This is a genomic window from Actinomycetospora sp. NBC_00405 (assembly GCF_036044095.1).
Lineage (GTDB): Bacteria > Actinomycetota > Actinomycetes > Mycobacteriales > Pseudonocardiaceae > Actinomycetospora > Actinomycetospora callitridis.
In genome coordinates this window covers 1,225,856-1,245,146 of record NZ_CP107938.1, presented here as the reverse complement: position 1 = coordinate 1,245,146, position 19,291 = coordinate 1,225,856, and the positions used below count along the sequence as shown (strand labels likewise).

Annotated in this window: 24 protein-coding genes; 9 read left to right on the top strand and 15 right to left on the bottom strand. The window is 73.4% G+C overall.

The genetic code is table 11. The features are described from left to right. Window positions 1-116: 116 nt before the first annotated feature. The 5 genes from OG774_RS06115 to OG774_RS06095 all read left to right on the top strand — a co-directional run bounded on the left by OG774_RS06115 (window position 117) and on the right by OG774_RS06095 (window position 4,326). Window positions 117-464: a helix-turn-helix transcriptional regulator gene (locus OG774_RS06115; protein ID WP_274194996.1), complete on the top strand. Its 348-nt coding sequence runs from the start codon at window positions 117-119 to the stop codon at window positions 462-464. An 80-nt stretch (window positions 465-544) separates the two neighbouring features. After that, entirely contained in the window at window positions 545-724 is a 180-nt protein-coding gene (locus OG774_RS06110) for a HypC/HybG/HupF family hydrogenase formation chaperone (protein WP_433038911.1), read from the top strand. A 13-nt stretch (window positions 725-737) separates the two neighbouring features. Next, the gene (hypF, locus tag OG774_RS06105) at window positions 738-3,029 is read left to right on the top strand and encodes a carbamoyltransferase HypF (protein ID WP_328307628.1); all 2,292 of its coding nucleotides are present in this window, start codon (window positions 738-740) and stop codon (window positions 3,027-3,029) included. Next, a complete protein-coding gene (locus OG774_RS06100) occupies window positions 3,026-3,625 on the top strand; it encodes a D-sedoheptulose-7-phosphate isomerase (RefSeq protein WP_328307626.1) in 600 nt (199 codons plus the stop codon). The genes hypF and OG774_RS06100 overlap by 4 nt, the downstream gene beginning before the upstream one ends. Continuing rightward, window positions 3,622-4,326 carry a D-sedoheptulose-7-phosphate isomerase gene (locus OG774_RS06095; RefSeq protein WP_328307624.1) on the top strand — a complete coding sequence of 235 codons (705 nt, stop codon included), beginning with the start codon at window positions 3,622-3,624 and terminating at the stop codon, window positions 4,324-4,326. Before OG774_RS06100 ends, OG774_RS06095 begins: the two co-directional genes overlap by 4 nt. Here the strand turns inward: OG774_RS06095 and OG774_RS06090 are convergent. The 13 genes from OG774_RS06090 to OG774_RS06035 are packed head-to-tail and all read right to left on the bottom strand — an operon-like array spanning window position 4,280 to window position 14,279. Next, complete coding sequence (locus tag OG774_RS06090; protein WP_328307622.1) at window positions 4,280-4,630, bottom strand: hypothetical protein; 351 nt, start codon at window positions 4,628-4,630, stop codon at window positions 4,280-4,282. The two genes, OG774_RS06095 and OG774_RS06090, sit on opposite strands and share 47 nt — an antisense overlap. Window positions 4,631-4,644: 14 nt before the next feature. After that, window positions 4,645-5,805 carry a hydrogenase expression/formation protein HypE gene (hypE, locus tag OG774_RS06085; protein ID WP_442873951.1) on the bottom strand — a complete coding sequence of 387 codons (1,161 nt, stop codon included), beginning with the start codon at window positions 5,803-5,805 and terminating at the stop codon, window positions 4,645-4,647. Beyond that, a complete protein-coding gene (gene hypD, locus OG774_RS06080; protein WP_328307620.1) occupies window positions 5,802-6,956 on the bottom strand; it encodes a hydrogenase formation protein HypD in 1,155 nt (384 codons plus the stop codon). The genes hypE and hypD overlap by 4 nt, the downstream gene beginning before the upstream one ends. Beyond that, complete coding sequence (locus tag OG774_RS06075) at window positions 6,953-7,252, bottom strand: HypC/HybG/HupF family hydrogenase formation chaperone (RefSeq protein WP_328307619.1); 300 nt, start codon at window positions 7,250-7,252, stop codon at window positions 6,953-6,955. The genes hypD and OG774_RS06075 overlap by 4 nt, the downstream gene beginning before the upstream one ends. Continuing rightward, window positions 7,252-7,599: a hydrogenase maturation nickel metallochaperone HypA gene (locus OG774_RS06070; RefSeq protein WP_328307618.1), complete on the bottom strand. Its 348-nt coding sequence runs from the start codon at window positions 7,597-7,599 to the stop codon at window positions 7,252-7,254. Before OG774_RS06070 ends, OG774_RS06075 begins: the two co-directional genes overlap by 1 nt. A 4-nt stretch (window positions 7,600-7,603) precedes the next feature. Continuing rightward, window positions 7,604-7,708, bottom strand: coding sequence for a DUF6893 family small protein (locus OG774_RS29805; protein ID WP_442873950.1), 105 nt, complete (start codon window positions 7,706-7,708; stop codon window positions 7,604-7,606). After that, window positions 7,705-8,232, bottom strand: a complete 528-nt coding sequence (locus OG774_RS06065; protein ID WP_328307617.1) for a hydrogenase maturation protease — start codon at window positions 8,230-8,232, stop codon at window positions 7,705-7,707. The genes OG774_RS29805 and OG774_RS06065 overlap by 4 nt, the downstream gene beginning before the upstream one ends. Further along, complete coding sequence (locus OG774_RS06060; protein ID WP_328307616.1) at window positions 8,229-9,599, bottom strand: hypothetical protein; 1,371 nt, start codon at window positions 9,597-9,599, stop codon at window positions 8,229-8,231. Before OG774_RS06060 ends, OG774_RS06065 begins: the two co-directional genes overlap by 4 nt. Further along, on the bottom strand, window positions 9,596-10,267 hold the full coding sequence (locus OG774_RS06055; RefSeq protein WP_328307614.1) for a DUF6084 family protein: 672 nt from the start codon (window positions 10,265-10,267) through the stop codon (window positions 9,596-9,598). The genes OG774_RS06060 and OG774_RS06055 overlap by 4 nt, the downstream gene beginning before the upstream one ends. Further along, on the bottom strand, window positions 10,267-10,929 hold the full coding sequence (locus OG774_RS06050) for a DUF5947 family protein (protein ID WP_328307612.1): 663 nt from the start codon (window positions 10,927-10,929) through the stop codon (window positions 10,267-10,269). The genes OG774_RS06055 and OG774_RS06050 overlap by 1 nt, the downstream gene beginning before the upstream one ends. After that, window positions 10,926-11,456, bottom strand: a complete 531-nt coding sequence (locus OG774_RS06045; RefSeq protein ID WP_328307610.1) for a NifU family protein — start codon at window positions 11,454-11,456, stop codon at window positions 10,926-10,928. Before OG774_RS06045 ends, OG774_RS06050 begins: the two co-directional genes overlap by 4 nt. Beyond that, window positions 11,456-13,261: a nickel-dependent hydrogenase large subunit gene (locus OG774_RS06040; RefSeq protein WP_328307608.1), complete on the bottom strand. Its 1,806-nt coding sequence runs from the start codon at window positions 13,259-13,261 to the stop codon at window positions 11,456-11,458. Before OG774_RS06040 ends, OG774_RS06045 begins: the two co-directional genes overlap by 1 nt. A gap of 10 nt (window positions 13,262-13,271) precedes the next feature. Beyond that, the gene (locus tag OG774_RS06035; protein WP_274195291.1) at window positions 13,272-14,279 is read right to left on the bottom strand and encodes a hydrogenase expression protein HypE; all 1,008 of its coding nucleotides are present in this window, start codon (window positions 14,277-14,279) and stop codon (window positions 13,272-13,274) included. A gap of 180 nt (window positions 14,280-14,459) precedes the next feature. Here OG774_RS06035 and OG774_RS06030 point away from each other — a divergent pair, with 180 nt between their 5' ends. Further along, window positions 14,460-15,245 carry an isocitrate lyase/PEP mutase family protein gene (locus OG774_RS06030; protein ID WP_328307606.1) on the top strand — a complete coding sequence of 262 codons (786 nt, stop codon included), beginning with the start codon at window positions 14,460-14,462 and terminating at the stop codon, window positions 15,243-15,245. 38 nt (window positions 15,246-15,283) lie between these two features. Here OG774_RS06030 and OG774_RS06025 read toward each other — a convergent pair whose 3' ends face one another. Both OG774_RS06025 and OG774_RS06020 read right to left on the bottom strand, forming a co-directional pair. Then, entirely contained in the window at window positions 15,284-16,453 is a 1,170-nt protein-coding gene (locus tag OG774_RS06025; RefSeq protein WP_328307604.1) for an aminotransferase class I/II-fold pyridoxal phosphate-dependent enzyme, read from the bottom strand. Next, window positions 16,453-16,932: an Lrp/AsnC family transcriptional regulator gene (locus tag OG774_RS06020; RefSeq protein WP_274194982.1), complete on the bottom strand. Its 480-nt coding sequence runs from the start codon at window positions 16,930-16,932 to the stop codon at window positions 16,453-16,455. Before OG774_RS06020 ends, OG774_RS06025 begins: the two co-directional genes overlap by 1 nt. 52 nt (window positions 16,933-16,984) lie before the next feature. Between OG774_RS06020 and OG774_RS06015 the strand changes: the two genes are divergently transcribed. The 3 genes from OG774_RS06015 to OG774_RS06005 are packed head-to-tail and all read left to right on the top strand — an operon-like array spanning window position 16,985 to window position 19,283. Beyond that, complete coding sequence (locus OG774_RS06015) at window positions 16,985-17,941, top strand: asparaginase (protein ID WP_328307602.1); 957 nt, start codon at window positions 16,985-16,987, stop codon at window positions 17,939-17,941. Between the two features lie 9 nt (window positions 17,942-17,950). Continuing rightward, window positions 17,951-18,832 (top strand): polysaccharide deacetylase family protein, encoded by an 882-nt coding sequence (locus OG774_RS06010; protein ID WP_328307600.1) that lies wholly within the window; start codon window positions 17,951-17,953, stop codon window positions 18,830-18,832. 13 nt (window positions 18,833-18,845) lie between these two features. Next, entirely contained in the window at window positions 18,846-19,283 is a 438-nt protein-coding gene (locus OG774_RS06005; RefSeq protein ID WP_328307598.1) for a hypothetical protein, read from the top strand. Window positions 19,284-19,291 lie beyond the last annotated feature (8 nt).

The following is a 19,291-nucleotide window of genomic DNA, read 5'->3' as shown; positions in this document are numbered from 1 at the left end:
GTCCCAGCACCTCGCTCGCGGCCTTGCTCGGCGTCACGACCAGTGCGACCCTATGTGATACACACCACACGAGCAACGGATCCCCTAGCCCCCGGGACCCTCGCCAGGGGGCGGTCATGGGCGAGTGCGAACCCCGGAACTTCCTGCGGCCATGCCTGCTCCTGCTGATCCAGGAGCGGGCCGCGCACGGCTACGACCTCGTGGAGCGGCTGCACGCCTCGTTGATCGACGACACCGACGCCGGCGGCGTCTACCGCACCCTGCGGTCGTTCGAGCGCGAAGGCCTCGTCCGGTCGACGTGGAGCATCCCGGCCACCGGGCCCGCCCGGCGGACCTACGCGCTGACCCCGGCCGGGTCGGACAGCCTGCGCCGCCAGGTCGAGACGCTGGAGGCGACCCACCAGTTGCTGCACTCCTTCCTCGGGCGCTGCGGGCGCGCGATGGGATCGGAGGCGACGTCGTGACCTGGTTCCTGGCCTGCGAGACCGCTGGGCCACCGGTGCCGCCGGCCCCGCCCCGGGCGCCCTGCGAGGGCCCCGTCTGCATCACCTGCTCCGACCAGGCGGTCCGGGTGACCGTCGTGGCCCTGCACCCCGACGGCACGGCACGCGTCGACACCGGGGTCGGTGAGGAGGAGGTGTCCGTGGCCCTCGTGGACGCCGCGGTCGGTGACGTCGTGCTCGTGCACGCCGGGGAGGCGATCGCCGCGCTGGGGCCGCCGTGAGGAGGGCCGGGCCGTGACGGCCCCGCCACCGGTCCGCGTGCGCGCGCACCTCTCGGTCACCGGCATCGTGCAGGGCGTCGGCTTCCGGCCGTTCGTGCACGGGCTCGCCGGGCGGCTCGCCCTCGACGGGTACGTCGGCAACGACGACGCCGGCGTGGTGGTGGAGGTCGAGGGCGCGCCGGAGGCGGTGGAGGCGTTCGTCGTCGCCCTGCGCACCGACGCGCCGCCGTTGGCCCTGGTGGAGTCCGTGCGCCGCCGTCCGGTGGCGTCCACCGGAGCGCCCGGCTTCCTCATCGCGTCGAGCGCGACCGGAGCCGGGGGTCCACGCACGACGGTCTCGGCCGACACCGCCCCGTGCACGGAGTGCCTCGCCGAGCTCGACGACCCGACCGACCGGCGCCACCGCCACCCGTTCATCACCTGCACGAACTGCGGCCCGCGGTTCAGCATCGTGTGCGACGTCCCCTACGACCGGGCGACCACCACCATGGCCGGCTTCCCGATGTGCCCGGCCTGCACCGCCGAGTACCACGACCCGACCGACCGCCGCTTCCATGCCCAGCCCGTCTGCTGCCACGACTGCGGACCGACCCTGCGCCTCGGCGGCTCACCCGACTCGTCCGACGGTGTGCTGGCCCGCGCCGCGGCGCGCCTGCGGGCGGGGGAGATCCTCGCGGTGAAGGGCCTCGGCGGGTACCACCTCGCGGTGCGGGCCGACGACGCCGACGCGGTGGCCCGGCTGCGGGCGGCCAAGCACCGCGAGGACAAGCCCTTCGCGGTGCTCGCCGCCGACCTCGGCGCGGCGGCGGAGCTGGTCGTCGTCGACGAGGACGTCGCGGGCGTGCTGACGTCGCGGCAGCGGCCGATCGTGCTGCTCCCGCGGCGCCCGGGGGCCGCCGTCGCGCCCGCGGTGGCCCCGGCGACGGGCGAGCTCGGGATCCTGCTCCCGCCGACCCCGTTGCACCGGCTGCTCGCCCGGGACGTCGGCGTCCCCCTCGTGCTGACCAGCGGCAACGTCTCCGACGAGCCGATCGCCCACCGCGACGACGACGCCGCTGCCCGGCTCGCCCCGCTCGTCGACGGGTTCCTGACCCACGACCGCCCCATCCGGACCCGGGTCGACGACTCGGTCGCGAGGGTCGCGCGCCGTCGTGTCCTGCCGGTGCGCCGGGCCCGCGGGTACGCCCCCGAGCCGGTGACGCTGGGATTCGCCGTCCGGCGGCCCGTGCTGGCCTGCGGGGGCGAGCAGAAGGTGACGATCACCTTGGCCGCCGGCACGCGGGCGTTCCTCTCCGCCCACATCGGCGACCTCGAGAACCTCGCGACACTGCGCGCCTACACCGACGCGGTCACGCACATCGGGCGGCTCTTCGACATCGAGCCCGAGGTCGTCGCCCACGACCTGCACCCCGAGTACCGGTCGACGACCTACGCCCTCGACCGGGACGACCTCACGGCGGTCGGGGTCCAGCACCACCACGCCCACATCGCGGCGTGCCTGGCCGAGCACGGCCGGGGTCCCGACGACCCCCCGGTGCTCGGCGTCGCCTACGACGGCACCGGCTGGGGCCCCGACGGGACGATCTGGGGTGGGGAGCTGCTGCTCGCGTCACTGCGGGGCGCGGAGCGGGTCGGGCACCTCGAGACCGTCGGGCTCCCCGGGGGAGCGGCGGCGGTCCGGGCGCCGTGGCGGATGGCGGCGGCCTGGCTGGGGGCGGCCGGGGCGGACCTCGCCGTGGCCCGGCGTCAGGAGCGGTGGGAGGCGGTCGCGACGCTGGCCCGCTCGGCGTCGACGCTGCGGACCTCGAGCGCCGGGCGGCTCTTCGACGCGGTCGCGGCCGTGCTCGGCGTCCGGGACACGACGACTTACGAGGGCCAGGCCGCGATGGAGCTGGAGCAGTACGTCGACCCCGCCGAGCGTTCGGCGTACTCGGTCGGCGAGGCCGTCGACGGCGTGATCCCGGCCGGCGACCTCGTGGCCGCCGCCGTGGCGGACGTCCGGACCGGCGTCGACCGGGGTCGCATCGCCGCACGCTTCCACCACGGCCTCGCCGATGCGACGGTTCGCGCGGCGGTCGCCGCGGCCGCGGAGCACGGCGTGACGACGGCCGCGCTGTCCGGCGGGGTGTTCGTCAACCTCGTCCTGCTCGAGCGCGTCCGCGCCGGCCTGGAGGCCGCCGGTCTGAGCGTCCTGGTCCACGAGCGCGTGCCGTGCACCGATGGCGGCCTGAGCCTCGGCCAGGCGGCGGTGGCCGCCTGCGCCCCCGCACCCACTGCCCCCTCGCTGACGGAGGTCGATCGATGACGACGACGCTGACCCGGGACGACGCGGTGGAGGCGTTCGCCCGGCGGACACCGGCCACCACCGCCCTGGCCGAGGAGACCGAGCGCATCGCCGACGCCTGTCATGCGATGGCCGAGCGCTTCTCCCGGGGCGGGCGGCTGATCACCTTCGGCAACGGCGCGGCGGCCGCGGACGCCGCGCACCTCGCCGTCGAGTTCGTTCACCCGGTGATCGTTGGTAAGCGCGCCCTCCCGGCGCTCTCGCTGGTCACCGACCCCGCGACCCTCACCGGGATCGCCCGCCGCTCCGGCTTCGAGGACACCTTCGCCGCCCAGCTCCGGGCCCTGGCCCGCCCGGAGGACATCGCGGTCGGGATCACCGTGGACGGGGAGTGCCCGAACGTGGCCCGTGCCCTCGGGGAGGCGTACGACCACGGCCTGCTCACCATCGCCCTGATCGGGGGTGACGGGGGAGCGGTCGCAGCCGTGCCGGGCCTGGACCACGTGCTGCGGGCCCGTTCCACCGACCCCTTCGTGGTCAAGGAGATGCACGTGACGATCTACCACGTGCTGTGGGAGCTGGCGCACGTGTTCCTCGAGCGGGGGAGCGCGCGGTGAGCGGGGTCGAGTCGCTCTACCCGTTCCTCTACCCCTCCGCCGACGAGGAGCCGGAGGGCGAAACGGCCCGCGAGCAGGAGGTGTTCGCCGAGGTCCGCCGCTCCACGCGGGAGAAGGTCGCGGAGATCGCGGCGCTGCGCGAGCAGGTGCTGGCGAGCTACGCCGACGACCTCGTGACGTGCGCCGGCGAGATGGCGGCGGCGTTCGCGGCGGGCGGGCGGTTGTTCTCGTTCGGCAACGGCGGCAGCAGCACCGACGCGCAGGCGGTCGCCGAGATGTTCTCCGCTCCCGAGGACCCGGGCGCCGGCCTCCCCGCGATCGCCCTCACCGCAGACGTCGCGGTCCTCACCGCCCTGTCCAACGACGTGTCCTTCGAGGTGGTCTTCGCCCGCCCGCTCGCGGCGTCCGGACGCCCGGGGGACATTGCCCTCGGGCTGTCGACGAGCGGCGGCTCGACGAACGTGCTGCGCGGGCTCGCGGAGGCGCGCCGCCGGGGCATGCTCACGGTCGGGCTGGCGGGGTACGACGGCGGCCGGATGGCCGAGGTCGACACCGTCGACCACCTGTTCGTCATGCCGTCGTCGTCCGTGCACCGCATCCAGGAGGCCCAGACCACCGTCTACCAGGTATTGGGCGAACTGATCCTCCGGGCGCTCAGCTGCCCTGGTCGCCCGGAGGGAGATCCGGGCTCCCCGGGGTGACCGACGGATTCGGCTCGACGCCCTCGGCGTCCTGCGGATCTCCGCTGCCGTAGGGACGCCCCGCCGCGCCCTTCGTGCCCTCGCGGTCGGAGCCCCGCTTCTCCTCGGCCGCGCGGGCGATGTCCTCGGCGCTGGCGTTGATGCTCTCGCCCACCCCGAGGGGGCCCTTCGGTGCCGTGTCGGTGTCCTTCATCCCCTCCGCCTCCTCCGGCGAGGGCTCGCGCCCGGGGCCCGGGGCCGGGGCGTTCGAGGCGTCGAACGCCCGCGCGGCGCCCTCCGCGGCGTCCTTCTTGGCGTCGTCCACGTCTCCTCCTCGTCTCAGCAGATGCGCGGCAGTGGGTCGCCGACGAGCATGTCGACGATCCGGGTGCCGCCGAACGCGGTGCGCAGGAGCACCAGCCCGGGCGGGTCGTCGGCGACGTGCCCGATGACGGCGGCGCCGTCGCCGAGCGGGTGTGCGCGGAGCGCGGCCATGACCGCGTCCACGCGGGATGCGTCGACCACGGCCACCAGACGGCCCTCGCAGGCGACGTACAGCGGGTCGATCCCCAGCAGCTCGGACGCCCCGGTGACGACCTCGCGCACGGGCACCCACGCCTCGTCGACCACCACGGCGACCTGCGAGGAGGTGGCGATCTCGTTGAGGATGGTGGCGACGCCGCCCCTCGTCGCGTCGCGCAGCACCCGGACCCCGTCGCCGCCCGCGTCGAGCAGGCCGGCGGTCAGCTCGTGCAGCGGGGCGGTGTCGGAGACCAGGTCGGCCTCGATGTCGAGCTCGCCGCGGGCGAGCATGATCGTGATGCCGTGGTCGCCGAGCGGCCCGGAGACGATCACGGCGTCGCCCGGCTGGACGGCGGCGGCGCTCAGGGCGAGGGGCCGGTCCAGGACTCCGACCCCCGCCGTGGTGATGAAGCAGCCGTCGGCCTTGCCGCGCGGGACGACCTTGGTGTCCCCGGTGACGATCTGCACCCCGGCCGCCGCGGCCGCGCGGGCCATCGATTCGGCGATCCGACGTAGGTCGGCGACCGGGAAGCCCTCCTCGAGGATGAACCCCGCCGAGAGGTGCAGCGGTCGCGCCCCGCACATCGCGAGGTCGTTGACGGTGCCGTTGACGGCGAGGTCGCCGATGTCGCCGCCGGGGAAGAACAGCGGCGAGACCACGTAGGAGTCGGTGGTGAAGGCCAAGCGCGCCCCGCCCACGTCCAGGGACGCCCCGTCCTCGAGCTGCTCGAGAACGGGGTTGCGGAAGGCCTCGACGAACACGGCGTCGATGAGGGTGTGGGTGGCCTTGCCCCCGGCCCCGTGCGCGAGGGTGATGCGTTCCTCCCGCACCCGCGGCCTGCGCCGCCGCGCCCGCTCGATGCGCTCGAGGACCTGCTCCTCGCTGCGCAGGTGCTCGGCCCCGGCGTGCGTCGCCACGGCCTCCTCGGCCCAGCCGGCGTGGACGGTGGGGCTTGCGGGGACGCCGTTCGTGCTCATCGGCGCACCACCGGGTCCGCGAGCATCGTGGTGCTGCCGGCGCGGACGCGTTCGCGACTGAAGCGGCCGAAGTTGTAGTAGGCCGCGCAGGCGCCCTCGGACGACACCATGCAGGTGCCGATCGGCGTCTCGGGGGTGCACGCGGTCCCGAAGACCTTGCACTCCCACGGCTCGAGGACGCCTTTGAGCACCTCGCCGCACTGGCACGCCTTCGGGTCGGCGACGCGGACACCCGGGACCGCGAAGATCCGTTCGGCGTCGAAACGCGCGTACTCCTCGCGCATCTGCATGGCGGACTGGGAGATGAACCCGAGCCCACGCCACTCGAAGTAGGGCCGGAGCTCCATGACCTCCCCGAGGACCTCGAGCGCCCGCCGGTTGCCGTTCCAGGGCACCACACGGCTGTACTGGTTCTCGACCTCGCAGCGGCCGTCGTGCAGCTGGAGCATCAGCTGGTGCACCGACTGCAGGATGTCCAGCGGCTCGAAGCCCGCGGTGACGAGCGGCTTCCCGTGGCGGGCGGCGATGAACTCGTAGGGCCGGCAGCCGATCACGGTGGACACGTGGCCCGGGCCGAGGAAGCCGTCGAGGCGCAGGTCGGGCGAGTCGAGGATGGCCTTGATCGCCGGGATGATCGTGACGTGGTTGCAGAAGATCGAGAAGTTCTCGATCCCCTCGCGGGCGGCCCGCAGAACGGTCATCGCCGTGGACGGGGCTGTGGTCTCGAAGCCGATGGCCATGAACACCACGCGGCGGTCCGGGTTGTTGCGCGCGATCTTCAGGGCGTCGAGGGGCGAGTAGACCATCCGGATGTCGGCCCCGGCGGCCTTGGCGTCGAAGAAGGACCCGTCCCCGCCGGGCACCCGCATCATGTCGCCGAACGCCGTCATGATCACGTCGGGCTCCTGCGCGATCGCGATCGCGTCGTCCACCCGGCCCATCGGGAGCACGCAGACCGGGCAGCCGGGGCCGTGGACGAGCCGGACCGAGTCGGGCAGGTGGTCCTCGAGACCGTGCTTGTAGATCGTGTGCGTGTGCCCGCCGCAGACCTCCATGAAGGCGTACCGCCGGCCGGGCTCGCAGAGCGCGGCGATCCGCGCGGCCACCGATCGGGCCGTGTCGGCGTCGCGGAACTCGTCGACGAACTTCACAGCCCCTCCCTCCCCGTCGAGGAGCCCACGAACTCCTCGAGCTCCTGGTCGTAGGCCGGGCCCATGCTGTGCAGCATCTCCAGCGCCGCGGCCGCCTCCGCCTCGTCGATCTTGGCGAGGGCGAAGCCGACGTGGATGAGGATCCAGTCGCCGACGGCGAGCTCCTCGCTATCGGCGTGCTCCCCTTTCAGCAGCCCGACGTTCACCTTCCGCCGGACCCCGGCGACGGAGACCGTCGCGAGGTCGGTGTCGTCTCCCGCGAGCTCGACGAGCTCACCGGGGATGCCGAGGCACATCAGCCCACCTCCTGGTAGGTGAGAGTGATCGACTCCAGGACGAGGTCGTCGCCGTGGAGGAGGTCGAGGTCGTGGCCCGCGCAGGCGGGGCACGTGGTGATCAGTTGGTCCGCGGTGGCCCCTGCGGCGCAGTCCCGGCACCGGACCTCGACGGCGACCTCGACGACGTCGACCTCCGCGCCCTGCGCGACACCGCCGTCGGCGATCATCGCGAAGGCCTGGTCGAAGACCGCCCGGTCCAGGCGCTGCAGCGCGCCCACGTGCAGGCGCACCGCGCTCACACGCCGTCCGGCGGCCCGGGTGTCGACGGTCTCGAGGACCGACGCGGCCACCCCGAACTCGTGCACGGCGCTACATCGCCCGCAGGCGCAGGTAGCGCTGGACGTCGGTGCGCGACTCCCACGCGATCCAGCCGATACCGCCGAGCAGTCCCAGCAACAGGATCTTCTTGGTCATGACGCTCCCACCTCGGTGAACGGACGGTGCTCGATCAGGCGCTCGACGATCCGGCCGACGGCGTCGACGGCCTCGTCGACGGCGGCGGCCACCGGCGGGCTCAGCCCCATGCCGGCCCCGACGTCGGCGGGCACGCAGCCCAGGACGAGCACACGGTCGAGGCCGCCCTCGCCGACCCCGCGGGCCAGCGCACCGACGAGATCGAGGACGGCGTCGGGCTCCATGCCGTGGGGGTCGAAGGCGGCGTCGCCGGTGGCGGCCGTGAGGACGTGCTCGACGAGGGTCAGCGTCCCGGGCTCGCCCGGCGCTGTGTCATCGAGCTGGGGGGCGGCGTCGACGACGACGAGCGCCTCGTAGCCGTCGAGCACCTGGTAGGCGAGGTGCATGCCGCGGATGCCGACGTCGACGACGTCCACCGACGGCGGCAGCGCTCCGGGGGCGGCGAGCAGGCGCCGCGCCACCTCGGAGCCGAAGCCGTCGTCGGAGAAGAAGACGTTGCCCACCCCGGCGACCAGGATCTTCATGAGGGCACCGCCAGTTCGTCCGGCCGGAAGTAGCGGAAGCGGCCGTGGGTGGCCTGGAGGTCGGCGCCCGGGTCGTCGTCGATCGACACGGCCACGTGGGTGCCGCCGTCGACGTCGTGCAGGACGGCCTGGACGGTGGCCGCGGCGCCGCGCAGGAACGTGTCCTGCGCGTCGCTGCCGCGGCCCGGCACGAGGATCACGGAGCTGCCACGCGCGACCGGGTGCCCGTCGACGATCGCCTCGTCGGAGTCGGGGTCGACCGAGGCGTCGACGCCCGGGTCCCACCACGGCGTACCGGGGGTGGCGATCGTCGGGATGTCGTCCGGGGCGCGGCCGTCGGGCCGGATCGCGCCGTGCAGCCGCTCGAACATCGCCGGCCCCATGGCGTCCACCGCGTCGACGATGTGGGCGGCGCGCGGGTCGGTGGCCCGGGCCTCGCGCTTCTCGTCGTCGGTGAGGGCGAGGGTGCGCAGGGCGAGGATCTCGTCGTTCTCGGTGCCGTCGAACAGGTTCGTCGGGCTCTCCGGGGCGAGCTGCGGGTGGTCCTCGAGGATGATCGGCGTCGCCAGCAGCAGCGAACCGCGATCAGGGGAGCACGCCGATAGGGTGCCCGCCAGCACCGGCCAGCTGTGCGCGTTGACGCAGGCCGCCACGGCCGGCGCGGCCCACTGAGGCGGGTCGGCGCTGGAGAGGAACGCGCCGCGGTCGAGGCCCAGCACGGTGTGCGCCGAGATCATGGCCGTGCGCAGGGCCTCCGCGCGGGGCGCGGACGGGTCGGCGATGCCGTCGTTGACCACGTCGAGGCGCAGCCGCAACGCGCCGTAGGGCCCGGGGAGCGGCTCGGTCGCGAGCACCACCCGCCCGGTGACGGCCTCGGCACGCCGGACGAGGTGCCCGCGCCGCGCGCCCGTCGCGTCGCGGATCCACTCCGACGTCGTGGTGGCCGGGCACGTGACGTCGACGGTCACCGGCACGTCGGCCAGGGACTCGAGTGCGACGGAGGCGTCGACCTGGCGCGGCACGCCCTCCTCCCAGGCGGTGTGGGGGACCCCGTCGACCTCGAGGCGGTCGTGCTCCGTGCCGTCGAGGTCGACGACGCTCCGGCGCTGCAGCCCGAGGAAGCGCAGGCGCAGCCGCAGCGTCGCGCCGGGCCGGGCGTCGATCACGCACTCGGTGCGGCTGGCCGAGGGCTCGGCGAGGGCCGCCGACACCGCCGGCGGCACGAGCACGCCGAACTGCCAGCGCAGCGCGTTCTTCTGCGCCGAGGCGCGGTAGGGGTAGAGCAGGTAGCCCTCGAAGAGCACGGCGTCGGCGATGGCGGCGACGGCGTCGAGGGGGTCGGTGCCGACAGGTCCGGCGGGGGTCATGGCCCGTCACCCGCCGCGGCGAGCAGGGCCGTGAACGTCTGCTCCCAGGTGGGCAGCGCCCGCGCCGCCCGCCAGGCGCTGAGCTCGGCGAGCGTGTGCTCGGGGAGCCGCAGCCACGCCATCCCGGCCTGGTGGGCGTCCATCATGTCCGTCCACACGGCGACCGGCAGCCGGAACGTGGCCTCCGAATGCCACGGGACGAGCCCGATCTGCACTCCCGACGGGGCCTCGTAGAAGACGGTGCCGCTGAACAACAGGCGCATCGGGGCGTCACCCTCGTCGCCGACGCCCCGGAAGTACCGGGTGGTCGCGACGTCGGTGTCGAACGTCAGCGGGACCTCGAACACGACCTCCTGCTCGCCGGAGAACGACGGCGTCACCGTCGACACCGTCGCCAGCTGCATCGGCTGGAGCGTGCGGCCCCAGCGCGACGGGTCGCCGAACAGCTCGACGAGGCGTTCCTGCTGGTCGGGGGAGTAGCGCCGGCCGGCGGGCTCGAGGCGAATCTGGGCGCGCAGGGCGAGGGCGTGCACGCGCGTGCCCGTGGTCTCGGTGATCGTGGTGTGCAGCCGCAGGGTCGGGCCGGCGGCCTGCGGGTCGTGGTCGGCGTGGGTCACCGCGAACCCGAACGAGGGTCCCGGGGCGGCGCGGGGGAAGGGCAGGGTCATCAGCTCGGCCCTCCTCGGTGGCTGCTCCCCACGTCGCGGGCCCGCGCGCGGGCGTCGTCGAAGAAGCGGTCGATGTGGATCCACGCCTCGGCGCCACCGTCGAACCCGCGCCAATGCCGCCGGACGAGACCGACGAGCCGGTAGCAGGCGTCGACGGGCACGAGCAGGCACTCCGAGCGGGTGGCGTCATGGCGCACGAGCAGCGCCTCGACATCGGGCTCGAGCATCGCGCCGAGCCGGCCGGCGCCGACGCCGTCGACGAACTCCGACAGGTCGAGCTCGCTCTCGGTCGCCCCCGCCGGGCTCGGGTAGCAGGCCACCACGGCTCCGTCGACACGGTCGCGCAGCGAGTTGCGCAGGAAGAACGCCATCCCGACCGGGATCTGCAGGGCGTCCCACTGCGCGTCGGCGAGGGTGAACTCCGGGTCGTACCGGTAGCGGTCGGGCACCGTGCGGTACGCGGTGCCGGCCATCTCGCGGGGGCGGTCGACGAAGAGCAGCGCGCACGGGCGGCACGCGCACTTCAGCGCCCGGCCTGCGACGTCGACGAGGTGCGGGTGCTCAGGGGCGACCTCGGCCGCGCACAGCTCGCAGCGCTCCACCGCGGGTTCGGCCGGCGGGGCTTCACGGGGCGCCAGGAAGCGGCGCAGCGAGGCCGTCACGACCCCGCCACCGAACTCGGGGGCCGCACCCCGATCTGCAGGAGCGCCGGCCCGGCGGGCTCGGTGACGAACTCGACGGCGACGACCTCCGGGGCCAGCTCGGACACGGCGGTCCGGACGACGTCGCGCACGGTGTCCGACGACGAGCCGCAGCCCGGCGCCAGCGCGACGTGGACGGTGCCGGTGTGGGTGTCGACCCGCTCGAGGCTGATGCCGGAGCCGTGGTGGCCCAGGCGCCGCCGGGCCGTGTCGACCCCGTGGCCGACCCTCGTCGGCAGGTCGACCGGGTGCAGGTCGTGCAGGGCGAGCAGCGCCGCCACCAGCGGGTCCGCGGCGAGCCGGTGGACCAGCGCGTCGCCGGACCCGAGCCGGACGATCGACACCATCTGGGCGAGGCCCGCGCCGTAGAACTCCATGAGGACGCGCACGAGGTCCTCGCCGGCCTCGCGCGCCGCGGGGTCGGCCGACATCCCGTCGAGCAGCTCGGCGATGGTCTCGGCGACCCGCTCGGTCTCCGGCGGCTCCATCAGGGCAGGTTCAGCTGGGTCGGCGAGGTCTCCCGGTGCAGCTGCTTGCCGTTCCCGAGGTACATGTGCACCCCGCACGGCAGGCAGGGGTCGAAGCTGCGCACCGCCCGCATGATGTCGATGCCCTTGAAGGTGTCCGGGCCGTTCTCCTCGAAGATCGGGGTGTTCTGCACGGCGTCCTCGTACGGGCCGGGCGTGCCGAACTTGTCGCGGACGCTGCCGTTCCACGGTGTCGGCGGGTAGGGGTGGTAGTTCGCGATCTTCCCGTCGCGCACGACCATGTGGTGCGAGAGGACGCCGCGGACGGCCTCGGTGAAGCCGACGCTCACCGACTCGTCGGGCACGACGAACGACTCCCAGGTCTTGGTGTTCCCGCCGCGGACCTCGGCGAGCGCCTTCTCCAGGAAGTGCATCGCCGCGGCGGCCGCGTAGGCCTGGAAGTAGGTGCGGGCGCGGTCCCGCTCGATGGCGTTGGACAGCGGGCGCCCCTGCTTGTCCACCGGCGGGGTCCACGTGAACGTCTTCTCGGGCTTCGACACCGTGCGCGGCAGGTTGAGCTCGACGCTGTGCCCCGTCGACCGGACGTAGCCGCCGGCGTCGACCAGCCCGGCGAGCGCGGTGACCCAGAGCCGGGGGAGCGGGCCGCCGCCGGTGTCCATCGCGAGGTGGTCCGTGCCGTCGAACCAGCGCGGCGACATCGTCCACGAGTACTTGTCGTCGAAGTCGCGCTTCTGGGGCGCCGGGATCGTGTGCTGGTTCCAGGGGTGGTCCATCGAGACCGGGTTGCCGAGCGGGTCGCGGTCGACGAACTTCTCCTGGTCCTCCCAGCCGCGGTAGAAGGAACTGCCCAGCAGGATGCGGATGCCGAGGTTGATGTCGACGAGATCGGTGGTGACGAGCTTCCCGTCGACGACGACCCCGGGGGAGACGAACATCTTCCGTCCCCAGTGCGACATGGACGAGTAGTCGAAGTCGCAGTGCTCCGGGTCGTTGAACGCCCCCCACGAGCCGATGATGACGCGCCGGCGCCCCACTTCCTCGTAGCCAGGCAGCGCCTCGTACATGAAATCGAAGAGGTCGTCGTGCATCGGCACGACCCGCTTCATGAACTCGATGTACCACATGAGCCGGGTCATGTAGTCGGTGAAGAGCTGGATCGTGGCGACCGTGCCGACCCCGCCCGGATAGAGCGTCGACGGGTGGACGTGGCGCCCCTCCATCAGGCAGAACATCTCGCGCGTGTACCGGGAGACCTTCAGCGTCTCGCGGTAGAACTCGCCGGTGAACGGGTTGAGGGCCCGCATGATGTCGCCGATGGTGCGGAAGCCGTGGTCCTCGGCGTGCGGGCTCGGGGTGCGGTTCGCAAGCTCGAGGACCCCGGGGTTCGTGTCCGCGACCATCTTCTCGCAGTAGTCCACGCAGGCGAGATTGTCCTGGTAGAGGTTGTGGTCGAACATGTACTCGGCGGCCTCGCCGAGATTGATGATCCATTCGCCCAGGTGCGGCGGGCGCACCCCGTAGGCCATGTTCTGGTTGTAGACCGAGCACGTCGCGTGGTTGTCGCCGCAGATTCCGCAGATCCGGCTCGTGATGAAGTGCGCGTCGCGCGGGTCCTTGCCCTTCATGAAGATGGAGTAACCACGGAAGATCGACGACGTCGAATGGCACTCGGCGACGCGTTTCGCCGCGAAGTCGATCTTCGTGTAGATGCCGAGACTGCCGACGATGCGCGTGATCGGGTCCCACGCCATCTCGACGAGGCCGGTCTTCTGACCGGTGGTCGGCTTCGGTGCGGTGGCGGTCATGGCTGGCCTCTCAGAACGCGGTGGGCTGGTAGCCGGTGCGCAGCCGCCGGCCCTTCGCACGCCAGCGGGGTTCCTTGTCGACGGTCTTCGCCGTGATGTCGCGCAGCTTGCGGATGACCACGCCGTAGGCGCCGCTCGCGGCCCCGGAGACCTTGCTGCCCGGCGGGGCGTCCATGAACGGCATGAACTTGTCGGGGAAGCCGGGCATCGTGCAGCCGATGCAGATGCCGCCGACGTTGGGACAGCCGCCGACGCCGTTGATCCAGCCGCGCTTGGGGACGTTGCACTTCACGACCGGGCCCCAGCAGCCCAGCTTGACCAGGCACTCCGGGGAGCCGTACTCGGTGGCGAACTGGCCTTGCTCGTAGTAACCGCCGCGGTCACAGCCCTCGTGCACGGTGGCGCCGAACAGCCACGTCGGTCGGCCGGCCTCGTCGAGCGGGATCATCGGGGCGTCGCCCACGGCCTGGTAGAGCAGGTAGAGGATCGTCTCCGAGAGGTTGTCCGGGTGCACCGGGCAGCCCGGCACGTTGACGATCGGCAGGCCGGCGGAGGACTTCCAGTCCCAGCCCAGGTAGTCCGCGACCCCCATCGCGCCGGTCGGGTTGCCGGCCATGGCGTGGATGCCGCCGTAGGTCGCGCACGTCCCGACGGCGAGGATGCCCAGGGCCTTGGGGGCGAGCCGGTCGATCCACTCGCTCGTGGTCATCGGCTGCCCGGTCAGCGGGTTGTTGCCGAAGCCGCACCAGTACCCCTCGGACTTGATCGACTCGTTGGGGATCGAGCCCTCGATGACCAGGACGAAGGGCCCGTCCAGCTCGCCCCGCTCGGCCTTGAAGAACCAGTCGATGAACGACTGCGAGCCGCCGACCGGGCCGGACTCGAAGTCGATCAGCGGCCAGTGCACGGCGACCGTCGGCAGCCCGGGGAGCGCACCGAGCGCGATCTCCTCGATGCTCGGCTGGGTGGCCGCGGTGAGGGCCACCGAGTCCCCGTCGCACGACAGCCCGGCGTTCATCCAGAGGATGTGCACGGTGGTGTCGCGGTGATCGGCGAACGTCGTCACGAGATCCCCCAGCTGGTCGAGGGCGAGCCAGCAGGTGGTGGGCTGCCAGCCGGGTCAGGCTGTCAGTGACGCCGGTCACCGGTAAGTGACGCGAGCACCTAGGTGCGCCCCCGGAAGGCGTACGACGGAGGCATGAGCACCGCCGACAGCGTCATCGACAAGGCCCGGGAACTGCAACGTCTCCACAGCGACCCCGAGCTGCTCGTGGTCGTCAACGTGTGGGACGCGATCACGGCGACCACGGTCGCGAACACTCCGGGCACGAAGGCCCTCGCCACGGCGAGCCACGGCATCGCCGCCTCGCGCGGCTACCCCGACGGCGAGGTCATCCCACGCGACGAGATGATCGCCGAGGTCGGGCTGATCGCTCGCCGGACCGAGCTGCCCGTGACCGCCGACCTCGAGGCCGGCTACGGCGACCCGGGCGGCACGATCGCCCGCGCCATCGACGTCGGGATCGTCGGGGCGAACCTCGAGGACCAGCTCAAGCCGCTGTCCGAGGCGGTGAAGGCCGTCGAGGCGGCCGTGGCGGCGGGGGAGACCGCCGGCGTGCCGTTCGCCCTCAACGCCCGGACCGACGCATGGGTGCGCGGCGGCGACCGCGACCCGAAGGTGATCCTCGACGACGCGATCGAGCGCGGCCGCGCCTACCTCGAGGCCGGCGCGACGTCGTTCTTCGTGCCCGGCAAGCTCGACGAGGAGACGATCCAGGCGCTCGTCGCCGAGCTCGGCGAGCAGAAGGTGAACGTCATCGGCGTGCCCGGGGTGCCGAGCACGAAGCGTCTCGGCGAGCTCGGCGTCGCCCGCTGCTCGTTCGGCCCGTGGAGCCAGAACGTCGCCCTCACGGCCCTGGCCAAGCTGGCCGAGGACGCCTACGCCGGCGGCGGCCTGCCCGACGGCACCCGCAAGCTCAACTGACCCGTGAGCGAAGTTCCCGGCATAGCCGGGAACTTCGCTCACGTACGGGTGCTGAGGAAGCGGCCCATGCGCTCGAGGGCCTCCTCGAGCAGGGGGAGCGCGGTGGCGTAGGAGCAGCGGACGTGGCCCTCGCCGGACGGGCCGAACACGTCACCCGGCACCACCGCGACCTTCTGCTCCTCGAGCAGCTGCTCGGCGAAGTCCTGCGAGGACAGCCCGCTCGACCGGATGGACGGGAACGCGTAGAAGGCGCCGCCGGGCTCCGGGCAGCTCAGCCCCAGCTCGTCGAGGCCCTTGACGAACAGCCGCCGGCGCCGGTCGTAGTCGGCGACCATCTCGGTGACGTCGGGGTCCGCGCTGCGCAGCGCCTCGATCGCGGCGACCTGGCTGACGTGCGGGGCGCACAGCATCGTGTACTGGTGGATGCGGTGCATCAGCGCCGCCAGCGGCTCGGGGGCGCAGACGTAGCCGACCCGCCAGCCGGTCATCGCGTAGGACTTCGAGAAGCCGTTGAGCACGACCGTCCGGTCCCAGGCGCCCGGTACGGCCGCGGTGCTGGTGTGGGTCCCGGTGTAGGTCAGCCGGTCGTAGATCTCGTCGCTGACCAGCCAGAAGTCCTCGCGCTCCGCGAGCGCCACCAGCGCGGTGAGGTCGTCGGCGGACTGGGCGGCCCCGGTGGGGTTCGACGGCGATCCGAACAGCACCGCCTTGGTCCGCGGGGTCACCGCCTCGGCGATCCGCGCGGCGTCGAGGCGGTAGCCCTGCGCCGGGTCGCTCGTCACCGGCACGGCCACGCCGCCCGCGAACGCCACGCACGGCTGGTAGGCCACGTACGACGGCTCCGGGACGATCACCTCGTCGCCGGGGTTCAGCAGCGCGCGCAGGGCCAGGTCGAGGCCCTCGGAGACCCCGGAGGTCACCAGGCACTCGTCGGCGGGCCGGTAGCTCGTGCCGTGCCGCGCCTCGAGGTCGGCGCAGATCAGCTCGCGCAGCTCCAGCAGGCCCGAGTTGCCGGTGTAGGTGGTGGCCCCGCGGGTGAGCGCGTGGATCGCCGCCTCGCGCACGCCCCACGGCGTCGGGAAGTCCGGCTCCCCGACGCCCAGGGTGATGACGCCCGTCATCGTCTGGGCGAGGTCGAAGAACTTGCGGATGCCCGAGGGCGGGCAGGCCTCGACGACCCGCGACAGGGGCTTGGCCGGGGGAGCCATCAGGGCATCACCGACAGCCGCTGGTCGGGCTCGGGCTCGGTGAGCAGCTGGTGGTCGTCCTTGTAGCGGCGCAGCAGGAAGTGCGTGCTCGTCGCGGTGACGCGCTCGACGCCCGACAGCTTCTGCGCGACGAAGTCGGCGACCTCCTTCATCGAGGAGCCCTCCACCTCGACCCGCAGGTCCTGCGCGCCGGACACGAGGTGCACCGCGCGGATCTCCCGGAACCGCGCGATCCGCTCGGCGACGTCGTCGAACCCGCGGCCCCGCTCGGGGGCGACGGTGACGTCGACGAACGCGGTGACCCGCTCGTCGCCCAGGCGGTCCCAGTCGACCACCGTCTTGTACCGACGGATCACGCCCTCGGCCTCCCAGGCCGCGATCGCCGCGCGCACCTCGTCCTCCGCGATCCCGGTGAGCGCCGCGATCCGTTCTGGCGTGGCGCGGGCGTCGGCCTCGAGCACGGTGAGGATCTCGCGCATGGGGAACGACCCTAGTCGTCCACCGTCGTTCCCGGCCTGCGGAGGCGCACCGATGCCCGTCCACCTCGTCGCCACCGGCGGCACCATCGCCAGCACCGGCTTCCCGGGCCCGCTGCGCGCCGCGCGCGACGGGCGCGCGCTCCTGGCCGCGGCGGGTGCGGACGCCGAGGTCGCGGTCACCGACCTCGCGACCGCCGGGAGCTTCGCGATGGGGTGGGACGACCTCCGCCGGCTCCGCACGGCGGTGGCGGCGGCCCTCGACGAGGGGGCCGACGGCGTCGTGGTCACCCACGGCACCGACACCATGGAGGAGAGCGCGTACGGGCTGGACCTCCTGCTCGCCGAGCACCGCCCCGTGGTGCTGACCGGGGCGCAGCGCGCCGCCGACGAGCCCGGAGCCGACGGCCCGGCCAACCTGCGCGCGGCGCTGACCCTGGCGTCCGACCCCGCCGCGCGGGGCGACGGCGTGCTCGTCTGCTTCGACGGCGAGGCGTTCGCGGCCCGCGGCGTCGCCAAGCGCCACACGCTCGCCGCCGGTGCCTTCGGCGGGACCGTCGTGCACCGCGTGGTCGACGGGACGGTCCGGCGTGTGACCCGGCCGGAGCGCCGCCCCGCCCTCCCGGCGACCCTGCCGGCGACCGAGACCGACCCGCCGCGGGTCGACGTCGTCGCCGCCCACCACGGCGCCGACGGGATGCTGGTGCGCGCCGCCGTCGCCGCGGGCGCCCGGGGCGTCGTGCTCGCCGCCGTGGGCATCGGCAACGCGAGCCCGGACGTCGTCGCGGCGGTCGGCGAGGCCGCCGACGCCGGTGTGATCGTGGTCGTCGCGAGCCGTGTCCCCGAGGGCCCGGTCTCGCCGCGCTACGCGGCCGGCGGCGGCGCGCTGGTCGATCGTGGGGCACTCCTCGCCGGCGACCTGAGCCCGTGGCAGGCCCGGATGCTGCTCGGCCTGGCCCTGGCGGCTGACCCGGCGCGTCCGCGGGCACTCCTCGACGAGCACCTGATCTGAGGAGGAACCGTGGCCAAAGAGATCTTCGTGGCGTTCGGCGTCGACGTGGACGCCGTCGCCGGCTGGCTCGGCTCGTACGGCGGGCAGGACTCGCCCGACGACATCTCGCGCGGGCTGTTCGCCGGCGAGGTCGGCGTCCCGCGGCTGTTGGAGCTGTTCCGCCGCCACGCCATGACCCAGACGTTCTTCTGGCCCGGCCACTCCGTCGAGACCTTCCCCGACGAGTTCGACGCCTGCGTCGCCGCGGGCCACGAGATCGGCGTGCACGGCTACAGCCACGAGAACCCGCTGGCCATGTCCCGCGAGCAGGAGGAGACGATCCTCGACTACTGCGTGGAACTGATCGAGCGCCGCAGCGGGCGCCGTCCCACCGGCTACGTCGCGCCGTGGTGGGAGTTCAGCCGGGTCACCAACGAGATCCTCCTCGACCGCGGTATCCGCTACGACCACTCGCTCATGCACCGCGACGTGACGCCGTACTACGTCCGCGTCGGGGACACCTGGACGCCCATCGACTACGACCAGCCGGCGCAGACGTGGATGAAGCCCCTCGAGCGCGGGCACGAGACCGATCTCGTCGAGATCCCGGCGAACTGGTTCCTCGACGACCTGCCCCCGATGATGTTCATCAAGGGCAGCCCGAACAGCCACGGCTTCGTCAACCCGCGCGACATCGAGCAGATGTGGCGCGACCAGTTCGACTGGACCCACCGCGAGTGCGACTACGCGGCGTTCACCATGACGATCCACCCCGACGTCTCCGGGCGCCCGCAGGTGCTGATGGCCCTCGAGCGGCTCATCGAACACATCAACGGCCACGAGGGCGTGCGCTGGTCGACGTTCGACGCGATCGCGCAGGACTTCGTCGCGCGGTCCCCCCGCCCCGCCTGATGAGCCCCGCCTGATGTGCGGAGCGTGCGGATCGGGCCGCGTCCGCGCCCCGTGGGAGGACACCCTCGGCCCGCCCGACCCCGGCGCGGCCCGGCGGCGCGCGGCGGCCCTCACGCGCTGGCTGGAGCCGTGGCGCTGGCGGGTGGCGCCGTGGGCGGGCGGCTACACGCTCGCCGGGCCGCACGGGGCCCTGGCGCCCGCCACCGGGATCGACGAGGTCGTCGAGCGTGCCCGGGCCGCCCGCCCGGAGCTGCCGGGCCTGGCCGCGGGGCCCGCGGACGACCTCGATCTCGCCGACGCCGTCGTGCGCGTCTCGGTGACCGCCCTGTACCGGGACGGGCCACTGCTCCTCGTCGGACCCGACCCCGGCGCGCCACGACGGCTGCACGCCCACGGCCGCGTCGCGGTCGACGTCGTCCCGCGGGCCGGCGAGACCTGGAGCGTCGGCTGACGGCAGTA

What these genes read in the sequence shown, in the direction of transcription:
- OG774_RS06115 (WP_274194996.1), top strand. Translation starts at nt 117, where the DNA reads ATGGGCGAGTGCGAACCCCGGAACTTCCTGCGGCCATGCCTGCTCCTG.
- OG774_RS06100 (WP_328307626.1), top strand. Translation starts at nt 3,026, where the DNA reads ATGACGACGACGCTGACCCGGGACGACGCGGTGGAGGCGTTCGCCCGG.
- hypE (WP_442873951.1), bottom strand. Translation starts at nt 5,805, where the DNA reads ATGAGCACGAACGGCGTCCCCGCAAGCCCCACCGTCCACGCCGGCTGG.
- OG774_RS06075 (WP_328307619.1), bottom strand. Translation starts at nt 7,252, where the DNA reads ATGTGCCTCGGCATCCCCGGTGAGCTCGTCGAGCTCGCGGGAGACGAC.
- OG774_RS29805 (WP_442873950.1), bottom strand. Translation starts at nt 7,708, where the DNA reads ATGACCAAGAAGATCCTGTTGCTGGGACTGCTCGGCGGTATCGGCTGG.
- OG774_RS06065 (WP_328307617.1), bottom strand. Translation starts at nt 8,232, where the DNA reads ATGAAGATCCTGGTCGCCGGGGTGGGCAACGTCTTCTTCTCCGACGAC.
- OG774_RS06060 (WP_328307616.1), bottom strand. Translation starts at nt 9,599, where the DNA reads ATGACCCCCGCCGGACCTGTCGGCACCGACCCCCTCGACGCCGTCGCC.
- OG774_RS06055 (WP_328307614.1), bottom strand. Translation starts at nt 10,267, where the DNA reads ATGACCCTGCCCTTCCCCCGCGCCGCCCCGGGACCCTCGTTCGGGTTC.
- OG774_RS06045 (WP_328307610.1), bottom strand. Translation starts at nt 11,456, where the DNA reads ATGGAGCCGCCGGAGACCGAGCGGGTCGCCGAGACCATCGCCGAGCTG.
- OG774_RS06040 (WP_328307608.1), bottom strand. Translation starts at nt 13,261, where the DNA reads ATGACCGCCACCGCACCGAAGCCGACCACCGGTCAGAAGACCGGCCTC.
- OG774_RS06035 (WP_274195291.1), bottom strand. Translation starts at nt 14,279, where the DNA reads ATGAACGCCGGGCTGTCGTGCGACGGGGACTCGGTGGCCCTCACCGCG.
- OG774_RS06030 (WP_328307606.1), top strand. Translation starts at nt 14,460, where the DNA reads ATGAGCACCGCCGACAGCGTCATCGACAAGGCCCGGGAACTGCAACGT.
- OG774_RS06025 (WP_328307604.1), bottom strand. Translation starts at nt 16,453, where the DNA reads ATGGCTCCCCCGGCCAAGCCCCTGTCGCGGGTCGTCGAGGCCTGCCCG.
- OG774_RS06020 (WP_274194982.1), bottom strand. Translation starts at nt 16,932, where the DNA reads ATGCGCGAGATCCTCACCGTGCTCGAGGCCGACGCCCGCGCCACGCCA.
- OG774_RS06015 (WP_328307602.1), top strand. Translation starts at nt 16,985, where the DNA reads ATGCCCGTCCACCTCGTCGCCACCGGCGGCACCATCGCCAGCACCGGC.
- OG774_RS06005 (WP_328307598.1), top strand. Translation starts at nt 18,846, where the DNA reads ATGTGCGGAGCGTGCGGATCGGGCCGCGTCCGCGCCCCGTGGGAGGAC.